The sequence below is a fragment of the Paenibacillus farraposensis genome, assembly GCF_020736845.1.
Classification (GTDB): Bacteria; Bacillota; Bacilli; order Paenibacillales; family Paenibacillaceae; genus Paenibacillus; species Paenibacillus farraposensis.
Map to the genome: position 1 here is coordinate 304151 of NZ_JAFFQR010000112.1, position 18776 is coordinate 322926.

15 protein-coding genes are annotated in these 18776 nt (G+C 44.0%); 2 read left to right on the forward strand and 13 right to left on the reverse strand.

The features are described 5' to 3' along the window. Positions 1 to 64: 64 nt before the first annotated feature. From JO375_RS19950 to JO375_RS19970, 5 genes are all read right to left on the reverse strand, one after another. Positions 65 to 580 (reverse strand): hypothetical protein, encoded by a 516-nt coding sequence (locus tag JO375_RS19950; protein ID WP_229526104.1) that lies wholly within the window; start codon positions 578 to 580, stop codon positions 65 to 67. 220 nt (positions 581 to 800) lie between these two features. Continuing rightward, a complete protein-coding gene (gene nspC, locus JO375_RS19955) occupies positions 801 to 1940 on the reverse strand; it encodes a carboxynorspermidine decarboxylase (protein ID WP_229526105.1) in 1140 nt (379 codons plus the stop codon). A 10-nt stretch (positions 1941 to 1950) separates the two neighbouring features. Beyond that, positions 1951 to 3150, reverse strand: coding sequence for a saccharopine dehydrogenase family protein (locus JO375_RS19960; RefSeq protein ID WP_229526106.1), 1200 nt, complete (start codon positions 3148 to 3150; stop codon positions 1951 to 1953). 257 nt (positions 3151 to 3407) lie between these two features. After that, positions 3408 to 5288, reverse strand: a complete 1881-nt coding sequence (gene htpG / locus JO375_RS19965; RefSeq protein ID WP_229526107.1) for a molecular chaperone HtpG — start codon at positions 5286 to 5288, stop codon at positions 3408 to 3410. 181 nt (positions 5289 to 5469) lie between these two features. Then, positions 5470 to 6093, reverse strand: a complete 624-nt coding sequence (locus JO375_RS19970) for an SMI1/KNR4 family protein (protein WP_229526108.1) — start codon at positions 6091 to 6093, stop codon at positions 5470 to 5472. Positions 6094 to 6430: 337 nt separating this feature from the next. Between JO375_RS19970 and JO375_RS19975 the strand changes: the two genes are divergently transcribed. Then, positions 6431 to 7561 (forward strand): phosphodiester glycosidase family protein, encoded by a 1131-nt coding sequence (locus JO375_RS19975; protein WP_229526109.1) that lies wholly within the window; start codon positions 6431 to 6433, stop codon positions 7559 to 7561. A 518-nt stretch (positions 7562 to 8079) separates the two neighbouring features. Here JO375_RS19975 and JO375_RS19980 read toward each other — a convergent pair. The 6 genes from JO375_RS19980 to JO375_RS20005 form a co-directional block, all read right to left on the reverse strand. Further along, positions 8080 to 10503 (reverse strand): S-layer homology domain-containing protein, encoded by a 2424-nt coding sequence (locus JO375_RS19980; protein WP_229526110.1) that lies wholly within the window; start codon positions 10501 to 10503, stop codon positions 8080 to 8082. Between the two features lie 198 nt (positions 10504 to 10701). Next, positions 10702 to 11337, reverse strand: coding sequence for a 5,6-dimethylbenzimidazole synthase (gene bluB, locus JO375_RS19985; RefSeq protein ID WP_229526111.1), 636 nt, complete (start codon positions 11335 to 11337; stop codon positions 10702 to 10704). Between the two features lie 361 nt (positions 11338 to 11698). Then, positions 11699 to 12835: a 5-methyltetrahydropteroyltriglutamate--homocysteine S-methyltransferase gene (locus JO375_RS19990; RefSeq protein WP_229526112.1), complete on the reverse strand. Its 1137-nt coding sequence runs from the start codon at positions 12833 to 12835 to the stop codon at positions 11699 to 11701. A 123-nt stretch (positions 12836 to 12958) separates the two neighbouring features. Next, entirely contained in the window at positions 12959 to 13861 is a 903-nt protein-coding gene (locus JO375_RS19995; RefSeq protein ID WP_229526113.1) for a LysR family transcriptional regulator, read from the reverse strand. Positions 13862 to 13959: 98 nt separating this feature from the next. Further along, entirely contained in the window at positions 13960 to 14295 is a 336-nt protein-coding gene (locus JO375_RS20000) for a carboxymuconolactone decarboxylase family protein (RefSeq protein WP_229526114.1), read from the reverse strand. Positions 14296 to 14344: 49 nt separating this feature from the next. Continuing rightward, positions 14345 to 14731 (reverse strand): tautomerase family protein, encoded by a 387-nt coding sequence (locus tag JO375_RS20005; RefSeq protein WP_229526115.1) that lies wholly within the window; start codon positions 14729 to 14731, stop codon positions 14345 to 14347. Between the two features lie 111 nt (positions 14732 to 14842). Between JO375_RS20005 and JO375_RS20010 the strand changes: the two genes are divergently transcribed. Continuing rightward, positions 14843 to 15736, forward strand: coding sequence for a LysR family transcriptional regulator (locus JO375_RS20010; RefSeq protein WP_229526116.1), 894 nt, complete (start codon positions 14843 to 14845; stop codon positions 15734 to 15736). A 128-nt stretch (positions 15737 to 15864) separates the two neighbouring features. Here the strand turns inward: JO375_RS20010 and JO375_RS20015 are convergent, their stop codons facing one another. Together JO375_RS20015 and pfkB are read right to left on the reverse strand one after the other, a co-directional pair. Beyond that, positions 15865 to 17793: a PTS fructose transporter subunit IIABC gene (locus tag JO375_RS20015; protein WP_229526117.1), complete on the reverse strand. Its 1929-nt coding sequence runs from the start codon at positions 17791 to 17793 to the stop codon at positions 15865 to 15867. 70 nt (positions 17794 to 17863) lie between these two features. Further along, a complete protein-coding gene (gene pfkB / locus JO375_RS20020) occupies positions 17864 to 18775 on the reverse strand; it encodes a 1-phosphofructokinase (RefSeq protein WP_229526118.1) in 912 nt (303 codons plus the stop codon). Position 18776 lies beyond the last annotated feature (1 nt).

Here is an 18776-nt window from a genome sequence, read left to right on the forward strand (position 1 = left end):
GGACTCCTTTCGCCTAATTCCTCCAATAGTACAGGCTATGTCCTGTTGCGGGGAATCTAACTTTTTAGACTTTGTTCAATTCCACAAGCGTCAGCAAAATATGTTCCAGCAGTTCTGGAATATCCTCCATCTGATCTTCGTTAATTTGCCTGGAAAACCGGAGTTCAACCCTGTTATGATATGTAGATGCCTTCCCTCCATAAATTAGACTAAGTGTTTGTACTGGCCGAAGATCAGGCTTCCAAATTTGGATCAGTATATCTTCAATCCGGCTGCATTGCGTCTCAATCTCATGAATCTCCATTTCAAAACGCAGCAGCAATCTACATCCCGGAATCTGATCTTCCAATTCCAAAATCTCTGCTGCCAAATTGCTTAAATCTGCTTTTAAGCGAACTTCTGCCGTCACACCCGGGTGTCCTTTTAGTCTGAACTGTACGCCAAATTCACGCGACATCACCGACATTTCTAATCTATCAATCCGCTGCGTAATTTCAATGCGGGAATCCAGATTATCTAGGTCGTAAACCTCATTTTCCATCGCCACTTTTAAATTATCAAACACCGTCGGATCGAACATGGTTCATTCACCTCTTCCTATCGCCCTGTTTCATTTATCCAATCTGCATTAATCGTTTTCCAATTAAATAAGTATATCATACGTTATATGTATCCAAAAAAATTCAGGCAATTTCCCGATAGAAGGGGTGTACAAAAACCGCGCCCATCTCCAGGGCGCGGCTTTTGGTAGTTCAGTTATTTCATTCATTTGGCTCAGTTTGTTTCACAACGTCTAGATTCTACGACAAACGTGAGCTAAAGTCCTCGTAAGAGAACTGACGGATCACCTTAATGCCTTCTTCGTCGTTATAGCTGGCGATGGCTGGCAGGTTGACACCGTTAAACATGTGGTTTTTGACCATGGTGTAATGGGCCATGTCACAGAATACAAGCTTGTCTCCCGGCTTCAATGGCTCTTTAAAAGAATAGTCCCCAATGATATCTCCGGCCAGGCAAGTAAGCCCGCCGAGTCTGTAAGTGTGTGCATATTCACCTGGCTTACCTGCATCAATGATATTCGGGCGGTAAGGCATAGCCAGCACATCAGGCATATGACATTCAGCCGAAGTATCCAGAATGGCAATATCCATTCCATTTTTCATCGTATCCAGGACAGTAGCAACCAGATATCCGGTATTCAGAGCGATAGCTTCACCTGGCTCCAGATAAACTTGCACACCATATTTATCCTGAAAATATTGAATACAGCGAACCAGGGTGTCCAGATCATAGTCTTCTCTGGTAATATGATGACCACCGCCGAAATTGAGCCATTTCATTTGCTTAATGTATGGCCCGAATTTCTCATCCACGACTTTAATGGTGCGCTCCAGCGTATCTGAATTCTGCTCACACATCGTGTGAAAATGAATACCGTCTACTCCGTCCAGCTCCTCAGGCTTAAAGTTAGCCAGGGTTACACCCATTCTGGAGTTGTTGAAGCAAGGATCATACAACGAAGTTTCGATTTCCGAATATTCCGGATTAACCCGAATTCCGATGTCGATTTTTTTGGAAGTTACGCCTTGCACTCTGCCTTTGAAGCGTCTCAGTTGATCAAAGGAATTGAAGACGATATGGTCCACATACTCCAGCAGCTCATCAAATTCACTGTCCACATAAGCAGGTGCGTATACGTGCACCTCCTTGTTCATTTTTTCGCGACCGAGTCTTGCCTCGAACAATGAACTGGAGGTTACGCCTTTTAAGTATTTTCCAACCAGAGGAAAGGTCGAAAACATCGAAAATCCCTTAAGAGCGAGCAGTATATTGCAGCCTGTTCGCTCTTGAACGGAATTTAGAATCTCAAGGTTTTTGACAAGAAGTCTTTCGTCAACAAGGTAGCAAGGTGATGGAAGTCCGGTTATATCAATATTCATCGCAGACCCCTCAATCAAGCAGCGTTGGCGTAAAGTTCTCTTGCCATGGCAATCCGTGTTTATTCAGTGCTTCCATGAATGGATCTGGATCAAATTCCTCAACATTGTAAACGCCTGGTTTTTTCCAAATGCCTTTAATAATAAGCATAGCGCCGATCATGGCAGGAACACCTGTCGTGTAGGAAATGGCTTGGGAGCCAACCTCTGCAAAACATTCCTCGTGATCACAAACATTGTAAACATAATATGTTTTTGGCTTTCCATCTTTGATGCCCTGGATGATGCAACCAATGTTTGTTTTGCCTTTCGTTCTTGGTCCCAGCGAAGCCGGGTCCGGCAAAATAGCTTTCAGGAATTGCAGTGGAATAATTTGTTGTCCTTCATACTCAATAGGCTCAATGGAAGTCATGCCTACGTTTTGAAGTACGTTCAAATGATTCAGATAATTGTCCGAGAACGTCATCCAGAAGCGGATTTTTTTCACGCCTTTAATGTTCACTGCAAGAGATTCCAGTTCTTCATGGTACAAAAGATATATGTTTTTCGGTCCAATTTCAGGAAGGTCATATACCTTTTTCTCAGAAAGCGGCTCAGTTTCAATCCACTCTCCATTTTCAAAGTAACGGCCCTTCGCCGTAATTTCGCGAATATTGATTTCCGGATTAAAATTAGTTGCAAAAGGATATCCGTGGTCCCCTGCATTCGCATCCACAATATCAATCGTATGAATTTCATCAAAATAGTGCTTTTGGGCATAAGCCGTAAATACTCCAGTTACGCCTGGATCAAAACCGCTGCCCAGCAGAGCTGTAATTCCCGCTTTTTCGAATCTTTCTTTGTAGGCCCATTGCCAGCTGTATTCGAACTTCGGCGTATCCGGCGGTTCATAGTTCGCCGTATCAACGTAATGAACACCTGTCTCAAGGCAAGCATCCATTATCGTCAAATCCTGATAAGGGAGAGCCACATTGATAACTACATCCGGTTGAAAGCTTCGAATCAAGTCAATGACCATGTCGGTGTTGTCAGCATCTAGCTGAGCCGTTTGTATCTTCGTACGGCCTCCACCCAGCTTCTCTTTAAGCGCATCGCATTTCTCAACAGTTCTGCTTGCGATACAAATTTCTTCAAATACATCTGGGTTTTGGCAACATTTATGCACCACAACGCTGGCCACGCCACCGGCGCCAATAATCAATGCTTTTCCCAAAATAAATAACCTCCTTATTCCATACGCTAATCGCTAATCAATCTTGCAAACAAAATGATTATAAAGACATCCTACCAAATAATCAAGAAAAACGATAATTTGCTGTGTCAAAATTCACAGCAGCATGTCACAAAAATTTTACAAATCCCAAAATCAGGTTAACATTGTACTGAATGCAGCAAGTAGTGTCCCCAGTGTTTTCATCATGAGTAAAGCCGCTCCCGATATGGGAACGGCTTTATTCATGGGAAAATGGGCTAAACCATGATTTTGCAAATATCGTTCGTGAATTCAACCGGATCTTGCAGCGGCAAGCCCTCGATCAGCAAAGCCTGATTATACAGCAAAGCCGTATAGAGATTGGCCTTCTCCTTGTCATTGGCAAAAGCCTCTTTCAAAGAGTTAAACACCGCATGGTTTACGTTGATTTCCAGCACTTTATTTGCTTTGACATCAGCGTTATTCGGCATGGCGTTCAAGATTTTTTCCATCTCAATCGTCAATTCACCGTCTGCGGACAGACATACAGGATGCGTCTTCAAGCGCTTGGAGGCTTTGACACTGGTTACCTTGCCTTCCAGCAAGCCCTTCATGTATTCGAACAGCTCTTTATGGTCGTTTTGCTCCGCTTCGGTTTCTTTCTCATTTTCGTCAGCTTCAATTCCCAAATCACCGCTCGATACGGACTTGAATTCCTTCTCTTTGTAGTTTAAGAGCATTTTAATAGCGAACTCATCAATGTCATCGGTGAAGTACAAAATTTCGTAGCCTTTGTCAGCCACCAGCTCGGTCTGCGGCAGCTTTTCAATACGCTCGTTGGACTCTCCGGAAGCATAATAAATATACTTCTGCTCCTCAGGCATACGAGCTACATATTCGTCCAGCGTAACCTGTTTTTTCTCTGTGGAAGAGTAGAACATAAGCAGGTCTTGAAGCGTTTCCTTATGGCGGCCATAATCATTATAGATACCAAATTTCAATTGTCTGCCAAAGGATTTATAAAATTGATCATACTTTTCCCGGTCATTTTTGAGCAGGGTCAACAGCTGGCCTTTAATTTTGCTTTCGATATTTTTGGCAATCAGCTTCAGCTGTCGATCATGCTGCAACATTTCTCTGGAAATGTTGAGCGACAGGCTTTCGGAGTCTACCATACCTTTAACAAAGCTAAAATAATCCGGCAACAGATCAGGACATTTTTCCATAATCAGCACGCCGTTGGCATATAGCTCCAGACCTTTTTCATACTCCTTGGAGTAGTAGTCAAAAGGGATATTTTCAGGAATAAACAAAATAGCCTGGTACACTACCGCGCCGTCCGCACTAACATGGATATGCTGGAGCGGCTTGTCATAGCCATAGCGTTTTTCCGCGTAGAAGTTGTGATAGTCCTCGTCGGTCAGCTCGCTTTTGTTCTTTCTCCAGATGGGAACCATGCTGTTAATACGCTGTTCCTCTTCGTAATCCTCGTACTCGTTATCACTGCCTTCTTTCAAACGTTTGCCTGTAATATCCATTTTGATCGGATAGCGGATAAAATCAGAGTATTTTTTAATCAGTGCCTTCAAACGATACTCGTCCAAATATTCGTCATAGGACTCATCTTCCGTGTTGGCCTTGACTTTCAGAACAATCTCGGTACCGACCTCGTCCTTCTCAGCCGGCTCAATCGTATATCCGTCTGCACCTGTGGATTCCCATTTATAAGCCGCATCGCTGCCCAAGGCTTTGGTAGTCACTGTAACAACATCCGCCACCATGAAAGCCGAATAGAAGCCGACACCGAATTGGCCGATGATATCATGACCATCCTTGGATTCATTTTCATTTTTGAATGCCAGTGAGCCGCTTTTAGCAATGACGCCCAGGTTGTTTTCCAGCTCTTCCTGGGTCATCCCAATCCCGGTATCACGCAGCGTTAGCGTTCTGTTTTCCTTATCAGCAGTGACTTTGATATAGTAATTTTCTTTGTCAAAGACCAGTTGATCATCTGTCAGTGCTTTGTAATAAATTTTGTCAATCGCATCGCTTGCATTGGAGATCAGCTCTCTTAAGAAAATTTCCTTTTGCGTATAAATCGAGTTAATCATCATTTCGAGCAGACGCTTGGACTCAGCCTGAAACTGTTTTTTCTCCATTCTGGTATCTCCTTTCAGATTCGAACCTATGTAAGGCCAGCGGGTATGAGTCATGCAAACGATTCAGTTTTGTTAGCACTCCCATCATTCGAGTGCCAGCCTACCTTTTTTTATAACATTCCTCATTTTTTATGTCAATATCATAGTTATACGTGCAGTAGAATTCCATTTAGTAGAGATACTAGTGCTTAATTTGCTTAAACATGACGTTAAACATTTCAACTGAGGATGGAAACAATCCTTGCACATGGGGAATCAGTTTTTTTCTATCCCGCAGCTCGTTTTCATCCAAATGCCGCAAATCCTCATGAAAGAACCAAACAATAGGATAATCGCCGTCCTTATGTCTGCTGCCAGCATTCAAGCAAACGGGGCCCTGATCGTCCTCTGCAATCGCAAATGGAATATAGCCTGCTGACAGCAAGGGCGACCATTGATGGATCAAATCATAAAACGCCTTTAAGCCTTGACCTACAGGCAGGCGTGGAAATTCTACAAAAGTACAGTCACTCCAGTATACTCCCGGAATAGATTCGTTATCGAATTGTAAAGCTACATAATGATAGGACATGATAAAGCTTTTCAGCAAAGAAGGCAGTTCAATATGGAAGGTTTCCTCCAGTTCCCGGACCTCCTGCTCTGTAATCTGCGAAGGGAGAGGCTTCCACTTGATCCAGCCTTCCTTATCAACAACCCCGTCTCGCATTTCGAAGGGGACATTTTCCACCACATCCATAAACAAAGCTTCATCCATCTGTGCAAATAACTCCTTCATGGATGAGCGCATATCCGCTTTCCTGTCCATGTGCCTGCACCTCTTTCCTCTTTATTAGCACGATGACGATGTGCTGTTATGCTGCATGTGTTTTTAAATTCAGCTTATCAGAATTTGCTTTTATCATCATTTGCGGAATATAAGTATTATATCTGCGGCATATCCTTTTCCTTTCTGTTGCCACTTTGGCGGCCGCTTTCTGTTTCAACCCATTCATTCTGCTCATTTTACTTTCCCCATCCAGCTTATGTATCTAGCTTAACCTCTTCATAATCCAGGTAAGTATACATTTGCAACTCATCAAACCCGATATAAGTACAAGCACCTCGTAAAGTATCAAGAACTACATAAGGAGATTGATTCATTCATGAAGAGAGTTACCACGCTTGTTATGCTGTCCTTGCTGTTACTTGTAACCCCGATCTACGCTGCTGCACCATCGCCTATGCTGGTCTATGTGGATCAGAGCAACCACTCCTTTATCCCGCTTCGGCTCCTAAGCAGCTATGGAGGAATTACGCTCAGCATGACGGCAGCGGACAAAAAGATAGAAATTACGCAGGGCAATACCCGGCTTACATTATTTGTGGGACAAACAACCGCCAAGGTCAATGACCAGCCGGTTCGCATGCCAGATGCTCCTTTTACCAACAACGGCTCTACCTATGTCCCCTTGCAGTTCATCAGCCAGCATTTAAACCTGCAGGTCTCATGGCAAAAGGAGATTTCAGCCGTCCGCATTCAACAAGGCGCAACGTCCGTTACGCTGCCCGTACTCACTGGCAAGCTCCCCGGCAGCACCTCTCCGATCACGACGGCTCATCATACCTTTAAAGTGGGGTCACGCACCTTTTCCGCCAAGGTAGTTACCATCTCTATGCTCCATCCCAAGGTGAGTCTGAATGTAGCCCTGGCAGGCAATACGATTGGCAAGGTGGAAGACTTAAGCAGGATCGCCAAACGCAATCAAGCGATTGTAGCCATCAATGGCACATTTTTTGATGCCTATACCAAAAGTTCCTACAAAATCCCTTACGGCTACCTGGTCAGCCACGGTAAAATGTTAAAGAAAAGCTCTGGCGACCAGCGAACCGTATTCTCCTATGATGCTAATCATTTGGCTGAGCTGATTTCGGGTCCTGCCTTTGAGCAGCGGTTAAGCCAAGGGAACGTTGATGGCGCCCTGCAAGCCGGACCTCGTCTAGTAACGAATGGCCAGGTCACCCTGAATGTCAAAGCTGAAGGCTTTAAGGACCCCAAAATACGAACAGGCGGCGCAGCCAGAAGCGCACTCGGAATTACCCGGGATCATAAGCTGATCCTCCTGACCACAGGCGGAGCCACCATTCCGCAGCTCGCCCAAATAATGAAGCAAGCAGGTGCTTACCAGGCCATGAATCTGGACGGCGGTGCTTCCAGTGGACTGTATTATAATGGTTCTTACCTCACCACACCTGGGCGCCAAATCAGTAATGCCCTTATTGTAAAATATCAGTAGACGGATTAAGGGCTGTCTCTACAAATGCGTAATCTGTGGAGATAGCCTTTTCCATTTTTCCACGTATGTCGCCATCCCTATATACCAAATCACTAAGGAAAATTCCCCCTGTATGTAAAGTATAGCAAGGCTTGCTAGACCAGACAACATGCCAAGGCTACCATCTATCCTGCACCAAAAAGGCCTTCCCTCACATATCTAAATCCCTCCTTACTTAAAGCATTCTCTATGGTATGAAGAAAATCAGGCTTCGTCGCTATACCTCGTGGCTGCAAGTCTAAATGTGCACCTTTTTAATCGTGGGCTTACGCCGAGGATCGCATTGCTAATGTTGGTCGTGTTCATCTTCGTAGTAATTAGTCATAAAAAATCGAGTAGGAGGGAGCGGCTAGCCCCCATTCGGGACATTCATCCTAAAGATGACGCCCATGCCGGGCGTCACAAAAAAGTGGTCAGGAAAAGTTTCCTGACCACTTATAATATCGTAATGCTTGTTCACTTACCTACGGCATTCAGTTTTATTCTATAATTTCCAACTCCAAGATTTGTCCGTCCCAAACATAAAGTGTATAGTTTCCAGGCGGCAACTCGCCTGTAGAAATAGTAACTGGTTTATTTACTTCATCATCCGTAACAATTCTCTTTTTACCCCGGTTTTCTGCTACCAAATCGTTGAAGTCGCTTTCCCAAACGATACTTTGGCTTTCCCAATCAAATGTATTTATCAGATACACTTTTGCAACGTCTGAAAGAGAGAATGTAATATCGCCTCCTTTTTTAACGTTGAATGCCTCACCGCTAGGCTGAATCATTGTGATTCTTACTGTTTTTCTAAATTCTGTGGTATAGTATTCTTTATTTGCCTCGCCATTCCGTGTTACTACAGCATCTGCAACTATTTGGAATTTATATTTCACTCGATCTTCTAAACTTTTTGTGGATACTATAATTTTATTATCCTTTACTTCCACCTCACCATCCTTTTCTGTAAATGGGAGAAACGGACCGTCACCAATTGCCCATTGAACTATATTATTTGTGGTTTTCCCTTTATTAACGGTAATCAAGCGATTATAATTAAAAGAGAATTTATCAAGTTCATTTTCCCATGCCGGATAATGTAAAAATATAGGGTTCTCAACAATTGTCTTATTCTCATCGAATACAGTAATACCTTCATTAACATAGTTATTATTCTTGTCATAAACAGTCAGATTGAATTCGAAATTTCTTGGATATTCATAATTATTAATAGCATATGTTGAAAAACTAACCGTTTTATTAGCCTCAACTTCAATCTTTTGGACCTTTCCACTTTCAACACCTAATTCAAGAGAGGTTATACTTCCAATATCAATATTATTTGAAAAATATGCTACCCCATCACGAGAGCTCGTAAAATAAACGGCCTCTCCAACAGCTACAACTTTTTTAGGAACAGAAATTTCAAAGTCCCCGCTGTTGTTTTCTCGAGTTTGAGGAGTATTATCTTTCTTATCTTTATTTTTGGATTTATCAGATTCATTAGAGTTACTGGAAGAACCCCCGCCGCCACCTGATGATGTTGTCCCCTGTGATCCCAAAGTATTTGTCGAGTTGCCTATTGTGACCTTAACATTACTACTTACCTTGCCGCCATTTGTTACAGTTTTTGGTTTTGTTTGAAAAGAAACATTTTCAGCATTAACTATGGCCTTATCAACAGAACCTAATCCTATTACTTTGGCAGCAGCATGAAGTACCAGCGAGAGAATAGAAGACTCTTTTGCTATATCTATAGTTGTACCCTTAGCGTTGTCAGCTACATTTAACATATCAATCTGCCCATTTGGAATATTTACATTCGTAGCGAATGCTTCAACATTCACAGTGTGGAAATAACCTGTAAGGCTGACATTGGATTTTGTAGGGAGTTCATTTGTTAGAGTAACTCGATTAACACTTGCCCCTTGTGAGACATCTAGGGCTGCGCCCGTCTTGATTTTTATTTCGCTGATAGACGTTGCACCTTCTGCAACCAAACGAACAGTTCCATCCACGTTGTTTACAATGATGCTAACCAGCACAGAATTGTTCAGATGAAGACCATTTTCTCCACCCCCGTAAACGTATGTCTGACCGTGGACTTTAACATTTTTCAGAAACACATCGCCTTTCCCAACAGCTTTACCAATAATTAAGTCACCTGCGATTTCCGTATTTTGAAGCGTTATCCCCGTTGTGTTGATGACAACATTGCCTGCCTGCTTGGCGAGTCCAGTCGAAGGTCCATACGTTCCTGATTCTCCATACCAAGCACCAAAATGATCCACAGCACGATCCAGAATCGTAACCGCCTCAGCACGAGTCAACGATTTTTTGGGTTGAAATGTACCGTTCTGATAACCTTCAATAATACCCGCTGCCACTACAGCATTAACGGCCTTTTGGGACCAATTGTGCAGAGAGGCGCTATCTTTAAAGGTTTTATTGGTATCGGAAGAAGGAATTTGAAGTAATTGGTTTACGGTCACTGCCGCTTCTTCTCTACTTAATCCTTGCGTAGGGCGAAAGCTGCCATCTTCGAATCCTTTCATATACCCAGCATAAACTGCATCCGTAACAGTTGGAGCAAACCAATCGTCTTTATTTACATCGGTAAAAGATACAGCTTGTCCAGGCTGTATTTGAAATGCACGATTTAGCAAAGCAGCCCATTCGCTTCTCGTAATCGGACGATTTGGCTCAAAACGAGCGTTTTCCACACCCGAAACCACTCCACGATGGCTCCATTTTGTAACGTTATCCGTTGCCCAGTGGTTCGCCATATCCCCATAAGGTTGAGAGGTAGTAGAACTGTCCTCCTTTGTTGCATGGTGTGAACTGTCGGCCGCTAATATGGGGCTAGCCCATATGGAAGTCGCCAGCATTCCTGCCGTAAAAATATTAACCCACTTCTTCATCTCTTTTGTCCTCTCATGTATGTTGTGTTAAGCCAAGACTATCTACCCAATATTTTAGGCGTATAGACTCACTTACCTATTATTACAAGATTAATTGAGGATGTCACTACTTTAGAATCCATCAAAGGATATTTATCCCAATTATTTACGAAGATACTACCTTTAATAAGATAGTTCCTTGCTGAATTAACGTTTCCGTTATTCCCAAACATTATGGTGTATTAGATTATTCAGATTTCGACGTCTCTCCCACTCTTCTTGTTCTAAAAGTGGTTTTCTAGGATAAACATCCGTGTATCCTAATGAAATCAAAGCAACAGGGTCAATATGTGGCGGAATATTTAGTATTTCTCGCACGTCTGATTTCTTGTAAAAACTAACCCAACCCATAGCTATTCCTTCGGCATAAGACGCCAGCCACATATTTTGGATACAACAGGCGACGGATAGAATATCTGTTTCAGGAATTGAATTTCGCCCAAGTACATGTCCACCACCTCTTGTGGGGTCACATGTAATACAGATCGTTATAGGCGCTTCTCTGATCCCCTCTAATTTTAGCGAGAGAAATCTTGTCTTTTTTTCATCTTCATAGTGTATGGATAACGCTTGTATTTCTTTATGACATGCATGTGCCAATCGTTCTTTAACCCCTTGAGAGTCAATGACAATAAAATCCCAAGGTTGCATAAAACCAACGGAAGGTGCATGATGACCAGCCATTAATATATTGTTTAACTTATCTTTGGATATGGGTTTTCCATTAAATGATCGAATATCTCTCCTTCCAAAAATGGCCTTAAATATACCTTCTCTTTCAGAATCGTTTAGCAATTTAATTCCTCCCTTAAAACAAAAATCCCAGTATTCAACCTTTAATAAAAACGATTAGCAAAAGGCCCTTTCTGAGTGTGTCAAAAGAAGGACCAAGCTTACAAATTCTAAGCCATTATTCCATTGCTGCTTGAAGAAATGCCTTAATCAAAGGATGTATTATTTTATGAGACACCCTATAAAAAACATAAAAAGCAATTTTTAATCCTGTAAATGAATTATTGTCAATCTAATTTTATCCGCATCTGGAACGATGACATTTCATAATTCCTGTAGGCAGGCAGATTCTCAAACCAAAAAACACGCTCACAAGTGGCGTGCTTTTTATCCTGAAACTCTTCGACCCCGTTCCCCTAAAATCTTACTTCCAAATCTCGTCCGCAATCTCTTTAATGAAAGCAAGCTTTTTCCACTGCTGCTCTTCCGTCAGAATATTGCCCTCTTCTGTTGAAGCGAAGCCGCATTGTGGGCTCAGGCAGATTTGGTTGATATCGACGAATTGACTCGCTTCCTTAATGCGGTTAATGATGGTCTGCTTGTCTTCCAGCTCACCCGTTTTGGAGGAAACGAGACCCAATACCACCTGCTGGTCCTTCAGATGCTTGAGCGGTGTGAAATCGCCAGCACGGTCGGTATCAAATTCGAGATAGTAGCCGTCGATGTTGTCGATACCGAACAGGGTTTCAGCAACAGGCTCATAGCCGCCAGAGGACGCCCAGGTGGAATGGTAGTTGCCTCGACATACGTGAGTTGTAACGACCAAGTCTGCCGGGAGATCGTTCACGGTCTCTTGATTCACGCGGGCGAACAGCTTTTTGGTTTCTTCTATATTTTCATCTGCATGCTGTCTGGCTTCCCAATAGTTTTTATCGCAGAGCATGCCCCATGTGCAATCATCCAGTTGCAGGCTGCGGCAGCCTTCATCGTATAACGCCTGGATGACGGACTTGTAAGCTTGAGCGATATCCGTTACCAGCTTATCCAGATTGCTGTAGTAGGTATCTGTCGTTTCTTTATTTTCTCCGCGTAACAGCTCGGCCAGAAATTGTGCCGGTGCAGGGATCGCTTGGCGGGCAATGGCATCATCACCTGCTGCTTGCTTCAGGAATTTGAAATCTTCAATGAAAGGGTGACGGGAATGGCCGATTTTACCGGACAAGCGTGCGGTTTCAGCCCTGGTCTCTGCGCCTTGGAATTGGTAGCCTTTGGCCAGCTCTGTCTTTTCCACACCATCCAGGCCCCACATAAAATCAAGGTGCCACCAGGAGCGTCTGAATTCGCCATCTGTCACAGCTTTAAGCCCTACGGATTTTTGCTTTTCTACCAGCTTAATAATTTCGTTGTCTTCAATCTTTCTCAGCTCGTCCGCAGAAATTTCGTGATTTTGAAATTGAGCTCTGGCGTCTTTAATGGCTTGCGGACGCAAAAAGCTGCCGACGATATCATGTCTGAACGGAGTCACTTTACGTTGGGATGCATGGTCAAGGATGCTGCTCATTAGGGTTATCTCCTTTTTGCTTCGGTATTGGAGTTCTTGAAAGAAAGATAACATACATTTTCAGTTATAAGGTAACTCCAATAAACTATAGCTAGTTATAGCCTAAAGCTATACCCCCATCTTTTATTCCCCTATCGCCTCATGCAGCGCTTCTATATAAACGGTAGCCAGCTTCGAGAGCGCAACATTTTTATGACAAATCCATCCCACATTAATAGATTCATCACATTCCAAAGGCACGGAAATAATCTCATTCCCATTCAAATCAGCACTGATGACCCCCGTAGAAATGGTATAGCCGTTCAAGCCAATCAGCAGATTAAAAAGGGTCGCCCGGTCATTGACACGAATGTTTTTGGGATGCGACAACGTGCTGAGAATTTCCTCGGAAAAGTGAAAGGAATTATACTCCCCCTGCTCAAAGGACAGGTACGGATAAGGGTGAAGCTGATCAATCGTTACAATGGACTGCCGGGACAACGGATTGTTGGCGCTGATAAAAATATGAGGCTTTGCGATAAACAGGCTGTTAAATTGCAGATTCGCATCCTTTAGCAGCTTGTTTATGACCTTGGTGTTAAATTCGTTGAAGTACAGGATTCCGATCTCACTACGCAAGCTTTTTACATCCTGTATGATTTCATGGGTCTTCGTCTCCCGCAAAGCCAGCTCATATTCATCCTGTCCATATTGATTCACCAAATTGACGAATGCATTTACGGCAAATGCATAGTGCTGTGTTGATACGGCAAAATGCTGTGGCGAAGGCTTGGCATCCAGGTAGCGGCTTTCCAGCAGTTCTGCCTGTTCAACAACCTGACGGGCATAACCAAGAAATTCCACGCCTTCCTTGGACAAAGAGATTCCCTTATTGGTTCGGTCAAAAATGGTGATATGGATTTCTTCCTCCAGATCCCGAATCGCGTTCGACAGACTGGGCTGGGATATAAATAACCGCTTTGCCGCCTCATTCATAGAGCCACGATTGGCAACCTCGATGACATATTTTAATTGCTGTAAGGTCAATTGCTTGATGTCCTCTCGATTTGAGTTTTCTCTATTATATAACACTTGAGCACATGTCTAAAAATAAAAGAAACCACTTTCGAAAAAGTGGCTTATACTCAACCCTCTTTTTCTTTGGAAAATACGTCTTTGGCAACCTGAATAGCTGAAGCTGCCCGGGGCCATCCTACATAAAAGGCAAGTTGTGTCATGACCTCAACCAGTTCTTCCTCGGAAATACCGTTCTGCTTGGCCAAAATCAGATGATAGGGGAGCTGATTCACATGCTCGCCCGCTACCAGAGCGGCAACTGTAATGAGGCTCCGTTCTCTGAGAGACAATGCTTCTCTCCTCCAAACATCCCCAAAAAGGACGTCCTCCGTATAGCTCACAAAAGCGGGTGCAAAATCGCCTAGCATTTCCCGGGCGCTCGATATGATTAGTTTGTGCTTCATTTGTTCAACGCTTCCTTTCCTTCCTAATAGTGCAGTGTGCAGTTTCTAGCTACAAAATCATCTGAGCAAGTCCGTTGCCAAAGGACCAATTTTCAAATTCAGTCTCCACCAGTGTTACAAATACATCATTCGACCTAATCTTACACTCAGTAGATAGGAGCTCGGCTAGCCTGTGGTAAAAACTCTTTTTTTGTTCCGTAGTTCTACCTGATCCCATTGTAATTTGGATATACAACAGCTTGTCTGTTCTGGGTACATTCAAATAATCCGGGCTATAATAAAACTCGCTTTGCTTATGAGCATGAAAAACCTGAAAGTAATCCTTTTCCGGTACCTGAAAATGCTCAATTAGGGCCTTCAAAATACAGTAGCTAATGCAGGGTAGCTCTTGCTCTGTATATTGCTGCTCCATATAACCTATGCGTACAAATGGCATGTTCATCTCTCCAATCCATTGGAATAATATGATTGTACTCTGCCTATCTTCATCTGTATAATTGAAAATAATCATAATTAAATTCATTTTTGTCGATGGAGATGAGTGCGCATGGATCTAAAAGAGCTAACTACATTTCGTACCATTATCGAAGAAGGAACTTTCTCAAAAGCTGCAGCCAAATTAAACTACGCACAGTCTACAGTCACAAACCAAATCCAAAGGCTGGAGAAAGAGCTGGGATTTCAGCTTTTTAAAAGAGGTTGGGATGCGGAATTAACGGCCTCAGGCAAAGTGTATGCAGAAGAGGTGGATGGGCTTATTCAGCATTGGAATTTTGTGCTGGACCAGGCCAAATCTCTGAAAAAGCAGGAAGTCGGCACGCTCCATATCGGTGTGATTGAAACGGTAGCGGCTACCATACTCCCCTTTGTTCTGCAGCGGTTTCGGGAGCATAAGCCGAATATTACGTGCCATTTTACAGTTGGAAACACGGATACACTCTCGAACGCGCTGATGGACCGTACGCTGGATTTTGCAATCTGCGGGGAACCTCACTCGGTTCCCTCCTTACACTTTGAACCGATATATCACGAACAAATTGCTTTTATCGTGTCCCGTAAACATCCCTTGGTGGAAAAAAGTGAGCTTCAGCTGGAGGATTTGTATGAATACCCGCTTATAGCCGGAGGTAAAAGCTGCCTGTACTCTATCCGGCTGGAAAAAGAATTTTCCCGCTTCCCGTCGATGCCTTTTTTGTATACTGTCAGCCAAATTTCGTCTATACCCTCATTCGTAAAAACAATCTCTTCAGTTGGAGTGGTTCTATCGTCATTATCTTTGCCAGACGAACTGGTCGTCATTCCCCTCCAGCTAAAAGACCCTAATATCGCTATTGGACTATTACAGGACATCCAGCATCAGCAGTATATGTCTTCAGCCCAAAAGCTGTTTATGCAGCTGATTAAGGAGCAATGGTTAGCGCAACTGCCCAAGTCTATTTAAACCGGATTTATAGGAGGCTACAAGTCAGCTCCCGAACCCAAATCAACATCAAAAAAAACCGCTAAACATCTCGGTTAACGAGTGTTTAGCGGTTTTGCGTTTAGGAAGACGATGAAGATTTTATGCAGTTATTTTGCTTCGAGCGTTTTTTTCCACAATCCCAGAATGAGCGCGGAAACCACGGAGCCAATTGCCACTGCAAGCAAGAACAGCAAGGCATGATTGGCAAGAGCTGCTACAAAGATACCGCCATGCGGAGCTGGAAGATTGATTTTCCAGAGCTGCGTTAGACCACCAGCAATTGCTGAACCTACGATACAAGAGGTTAGTACGCGCAGCGGGTCAGCAGCTGCGAACGGAATGGCACCTTCTGTAATAAAGGATAAGCCAAGTACATAGTTCGTCAAACCAGACTTGCGCTCTTGCTCGGTAAATTTATTTTTGAAGAACGTCGAAGCGAGTGCGATTGCCAGCGGAGGTACCATACCGCCCGCCATAACAGCTGCCATCATAGCTCCGTTTGTGTTGCCACTGGAAGTAAAGACACCGATAGAAAATGCGTAAGCCGCCTTGTTGAAAGGTCCGCCCATGTCAATCGCCATCATTCCACCCAGAATGAGACCCAGAATGACTGCATTACCCGTACCCAAATTGTTCAGAACATTAACAAGCCATGTATTAATACCGCCGAAAATCGGATCAAACAGATAGAACATAATCGCGCCTGCAATGAGGAGGCCAAATACCGGGTATAACAAGATCGGTTTTAAGCCATCCAGCGCTTTTGGCAGACCTGCCAATGCTTTGCGCAGGAAGATAACCACATAACCAGCAAGGAAACCTGCTGCCAGACCGCCAAGGAAGCCTGCATTTGAGTTTACGGCCATCAGACCACCAACCATACCCGGCATCAATGCCGGACGATCCCCAATACTCATCGCGATAAACCCGGCCAGTATCGGAATCAGGAAGTGGAACGCACCTGTTCCGCCGCCAATCGTTTGCAGCAGCTTGACGATCGGATTCTCTGCTCCCCATACCTGTTCGAACAGGAAGGAAATGGCCAGCAAAATCCCGCCGCCTACAACAAACGGCAACATATGAGAGATACCGTTCATGAGATCCTTGTAAATTTTACTACCGACGCTGGTCTTTTCTGCTCTCGTCTCTTCTGCGTTCCCCTTACCTTCACTACGGTAGATTGGAGCATCGCCGTTGAGCGCTTTGCGAATCAGTTCTTCAGATTTACGAATACCGTCACTTACCGGTCTTTGCAATACAGGCTTACCGTCAAATCTGGCCATTTCAACCTTTTTATCAGCTGCGACGATTACACCCTTGGCACGACGAATTTCATCCGCTGTCAGTACGTTTTGCGCACCCTCCGAGCCATTCGTTTCTACCCGGATATTTACACCCATTTCTGTCGCTTTCTTAATGAGAGCGTCTTCAGCCATAAACGTATGCGCAATACCTGTAGGACAGGCAGTTACCGCAACCACAAACTCGTCTGAATTCGGGTTACCAACGATAACATCCGGCGTTTTCTGTGTTTTGGCAGCCTCTTTCTTCGCCTCTTTTGCTTCTTTAGCTGCCTCTTCTTCCGCTTGCTTGGCATCAAACAGCTCCGACACTTCGTCCGGTGTTTGCGTTTTCATCAGCTTATCGATGAAATTGGTATCAATTAGCAGCCGGGAAAGAGCTGCGAGCGTACGAAGATGCGTGTTAGCTGCTCCTTCTGGAGCTGCAATCATGAAAAACACTTTTGCAGGCTCCCCATCCAGCGATTCGAATTCTACGCCTTTGCTGCTTTTGGCGAAAACCACGGTCGCTTCATTCACAGCTTTGGTCTTGGCATGCGGCATCGCAATGCCGCCACCAATTCCTGTGCTGGATTCTGCTTCGCGTTTGTAAATCATTTCCTTGAACAATGCCCGGTCATTAATGCGGCCACTTGCTTCAAGACTCGCGATGAGTTCTTCAATCGCCCCGTCCTTTGTCGTAGCCTGCAAATCCATGATCATCGTTTCTTTAATCATCAGGTCTGTTATTCTCATTATTCACACTCTCCTAAGTTAGGTCAGCGTGTAGACAAAACACGCATAATAAGCTCATGATGTAGCGGGATTACCAATTTGAAATCGTGACTTGCGGCCGTAATTGTTCAATTTTCTCTCTAGTAGCCAGATCATCGGAGAATGCGGTTGCGCTTCCGGATGCCACTCCTGTACGGAATGCTTCGATCGGATCGCCAAGCAGAGCGAGTGTACCCACGAATCCAGCAATCATAGAATCACCTGCGCCTACTGAGTTTTTAACCGTTCCTGCTGGTACATTTGCGTGATACACTTCCTCTGCCGTAATGAACAATGCACCTTCTCCTGCCATGGAAATCAGTACATTTTTTGCACCTGCTTCCAGCAGTTTACGGCCGTAATTGACGATCTCCTCCTTTGAATTAATGGTTACGCCAAATAGCTCAGCCAGCTCATGGTGATTCGGCTTGACGAGCAGCGGCTTATGGACCAGTGCCTTCATCAGCGCTTCACCTGTGGTGTCGATGACGAATTCAGCCCCGGTTTGCTGGCATACGCGAATCAGCCGATCATAGAAGTCTCCTCCAAGAGACGGCGGGATACTTCCCGACAAGACGACAATGTCATTTTTCTGAAGACCTGATAGTTTCTGTACCAACGCATCCGCCTCATGCTCACGAATCGAAGGTCCCAAGCCGTTAATTTCCGTCTCATCGCCATGCTTAAGCTTAATGTTGATCCGTGTATCGTCTTCGATGATTACAAAATCAGTTCTAATGGATTCTTCCCGCAAAGTATCGTTGATAAACCTGCCTGTGAATCCGCCGAGAAAGCCAATGGCTGTGCTGTCTGCTCCCAATTGGTTAAGTATCCGGGATACATTAATCCCCTTGCCACCCGGCAATTTTAAATCTCGTTTCATCCGGTTCAAATCACCAAGCTTCAAATCGTCAACTTCCACGATGTAATCAATAGAAGGGTTCAGCGTTACTGTATATATCATC

Bases quoted from the DNA above. Each gene is read 5' to 3' on its own strand.
- JO375_RS19990 (WP_229526112.1), bottom strand. From the start codon at position 12,835: ATGAGCAGCATCCTTGACCATGCATCCCAACGTAAAGTGACTCCGTTC.
- JO375_RS19970 (WP_229526108.1), bottom strand. From the start codon at position 6,093: ATGGACAGGAAAGCGGATATGCGCTCATCCATGAAGGAGTTATTTGCA.
- JO375_RS20000 (WP_229526114.1), bottom strand. From the start codon at position 14,295: ATGAAGCACAAACTAATCATATCGAGCGCCCGGGAAATGCTAGGCGAT.
- JO375_RS20015 (WP_229526117.1), bottom strand. From the start codon at position 17,793: ATGAGAATAACAGACCTGATGATTAAAGAAACGATGATCATGGATTTG.
- nspC (WP_229526105.1), bottom strand. From the start codon at position 1,940: ATGAATATTGATATAACCGGACTTCCATCACCTTGCTACCTTGTTGAC.
- JO375_RS19980 (WP_229526110.1), bottom strand. From the start codon at position 10,503: ATGAAGAAGTGGGTTAATATTTTTACGGCAGGAATGCTGGCGACTTCC.
- JO375_RS20005 (WP_229526115.1), bottom strand. From the start codon at position 14,731: ATGCCATTTGTACGCATAGGTTATATGGAGCAGCAATATACAGAGCAA.
- JO375_RS19975 (WP_229526109.1), top strand. From the start codon at position 6,431: ATGAAGAGAGTTACCACGCTTGTTATGCTGTCCTTGCTGTTACTTGTA.
- pfkB (WP_229526118.1), bottom strand. From the start codon at position 18,775: ATGATATATACAGTAACGCTGAACCCTTCTATTGATTACATCGTGGAA.
- JO375_RS19950 (WP_229526104.1), bottom strand. From the start codon at position 580: ATGTTCGATCCGACGGTGTTTGATAATTTAAAAGTGGCGATGGAAAAT.
- htpG (WP_229526107.1), bottom strand. From the start codon at position 5,288: ATGGAGAAAAAACAGTTTCAGGCTGAGTCCAAGCGTCTGCTCGAAATG.
- JO375_RS20010 (WP_229526116.1), top strand. From the start codon at position 14,843: ATGGATCTAAAAGAGCTAACTACATTTCGTACCATTATCGAAGAAGGA.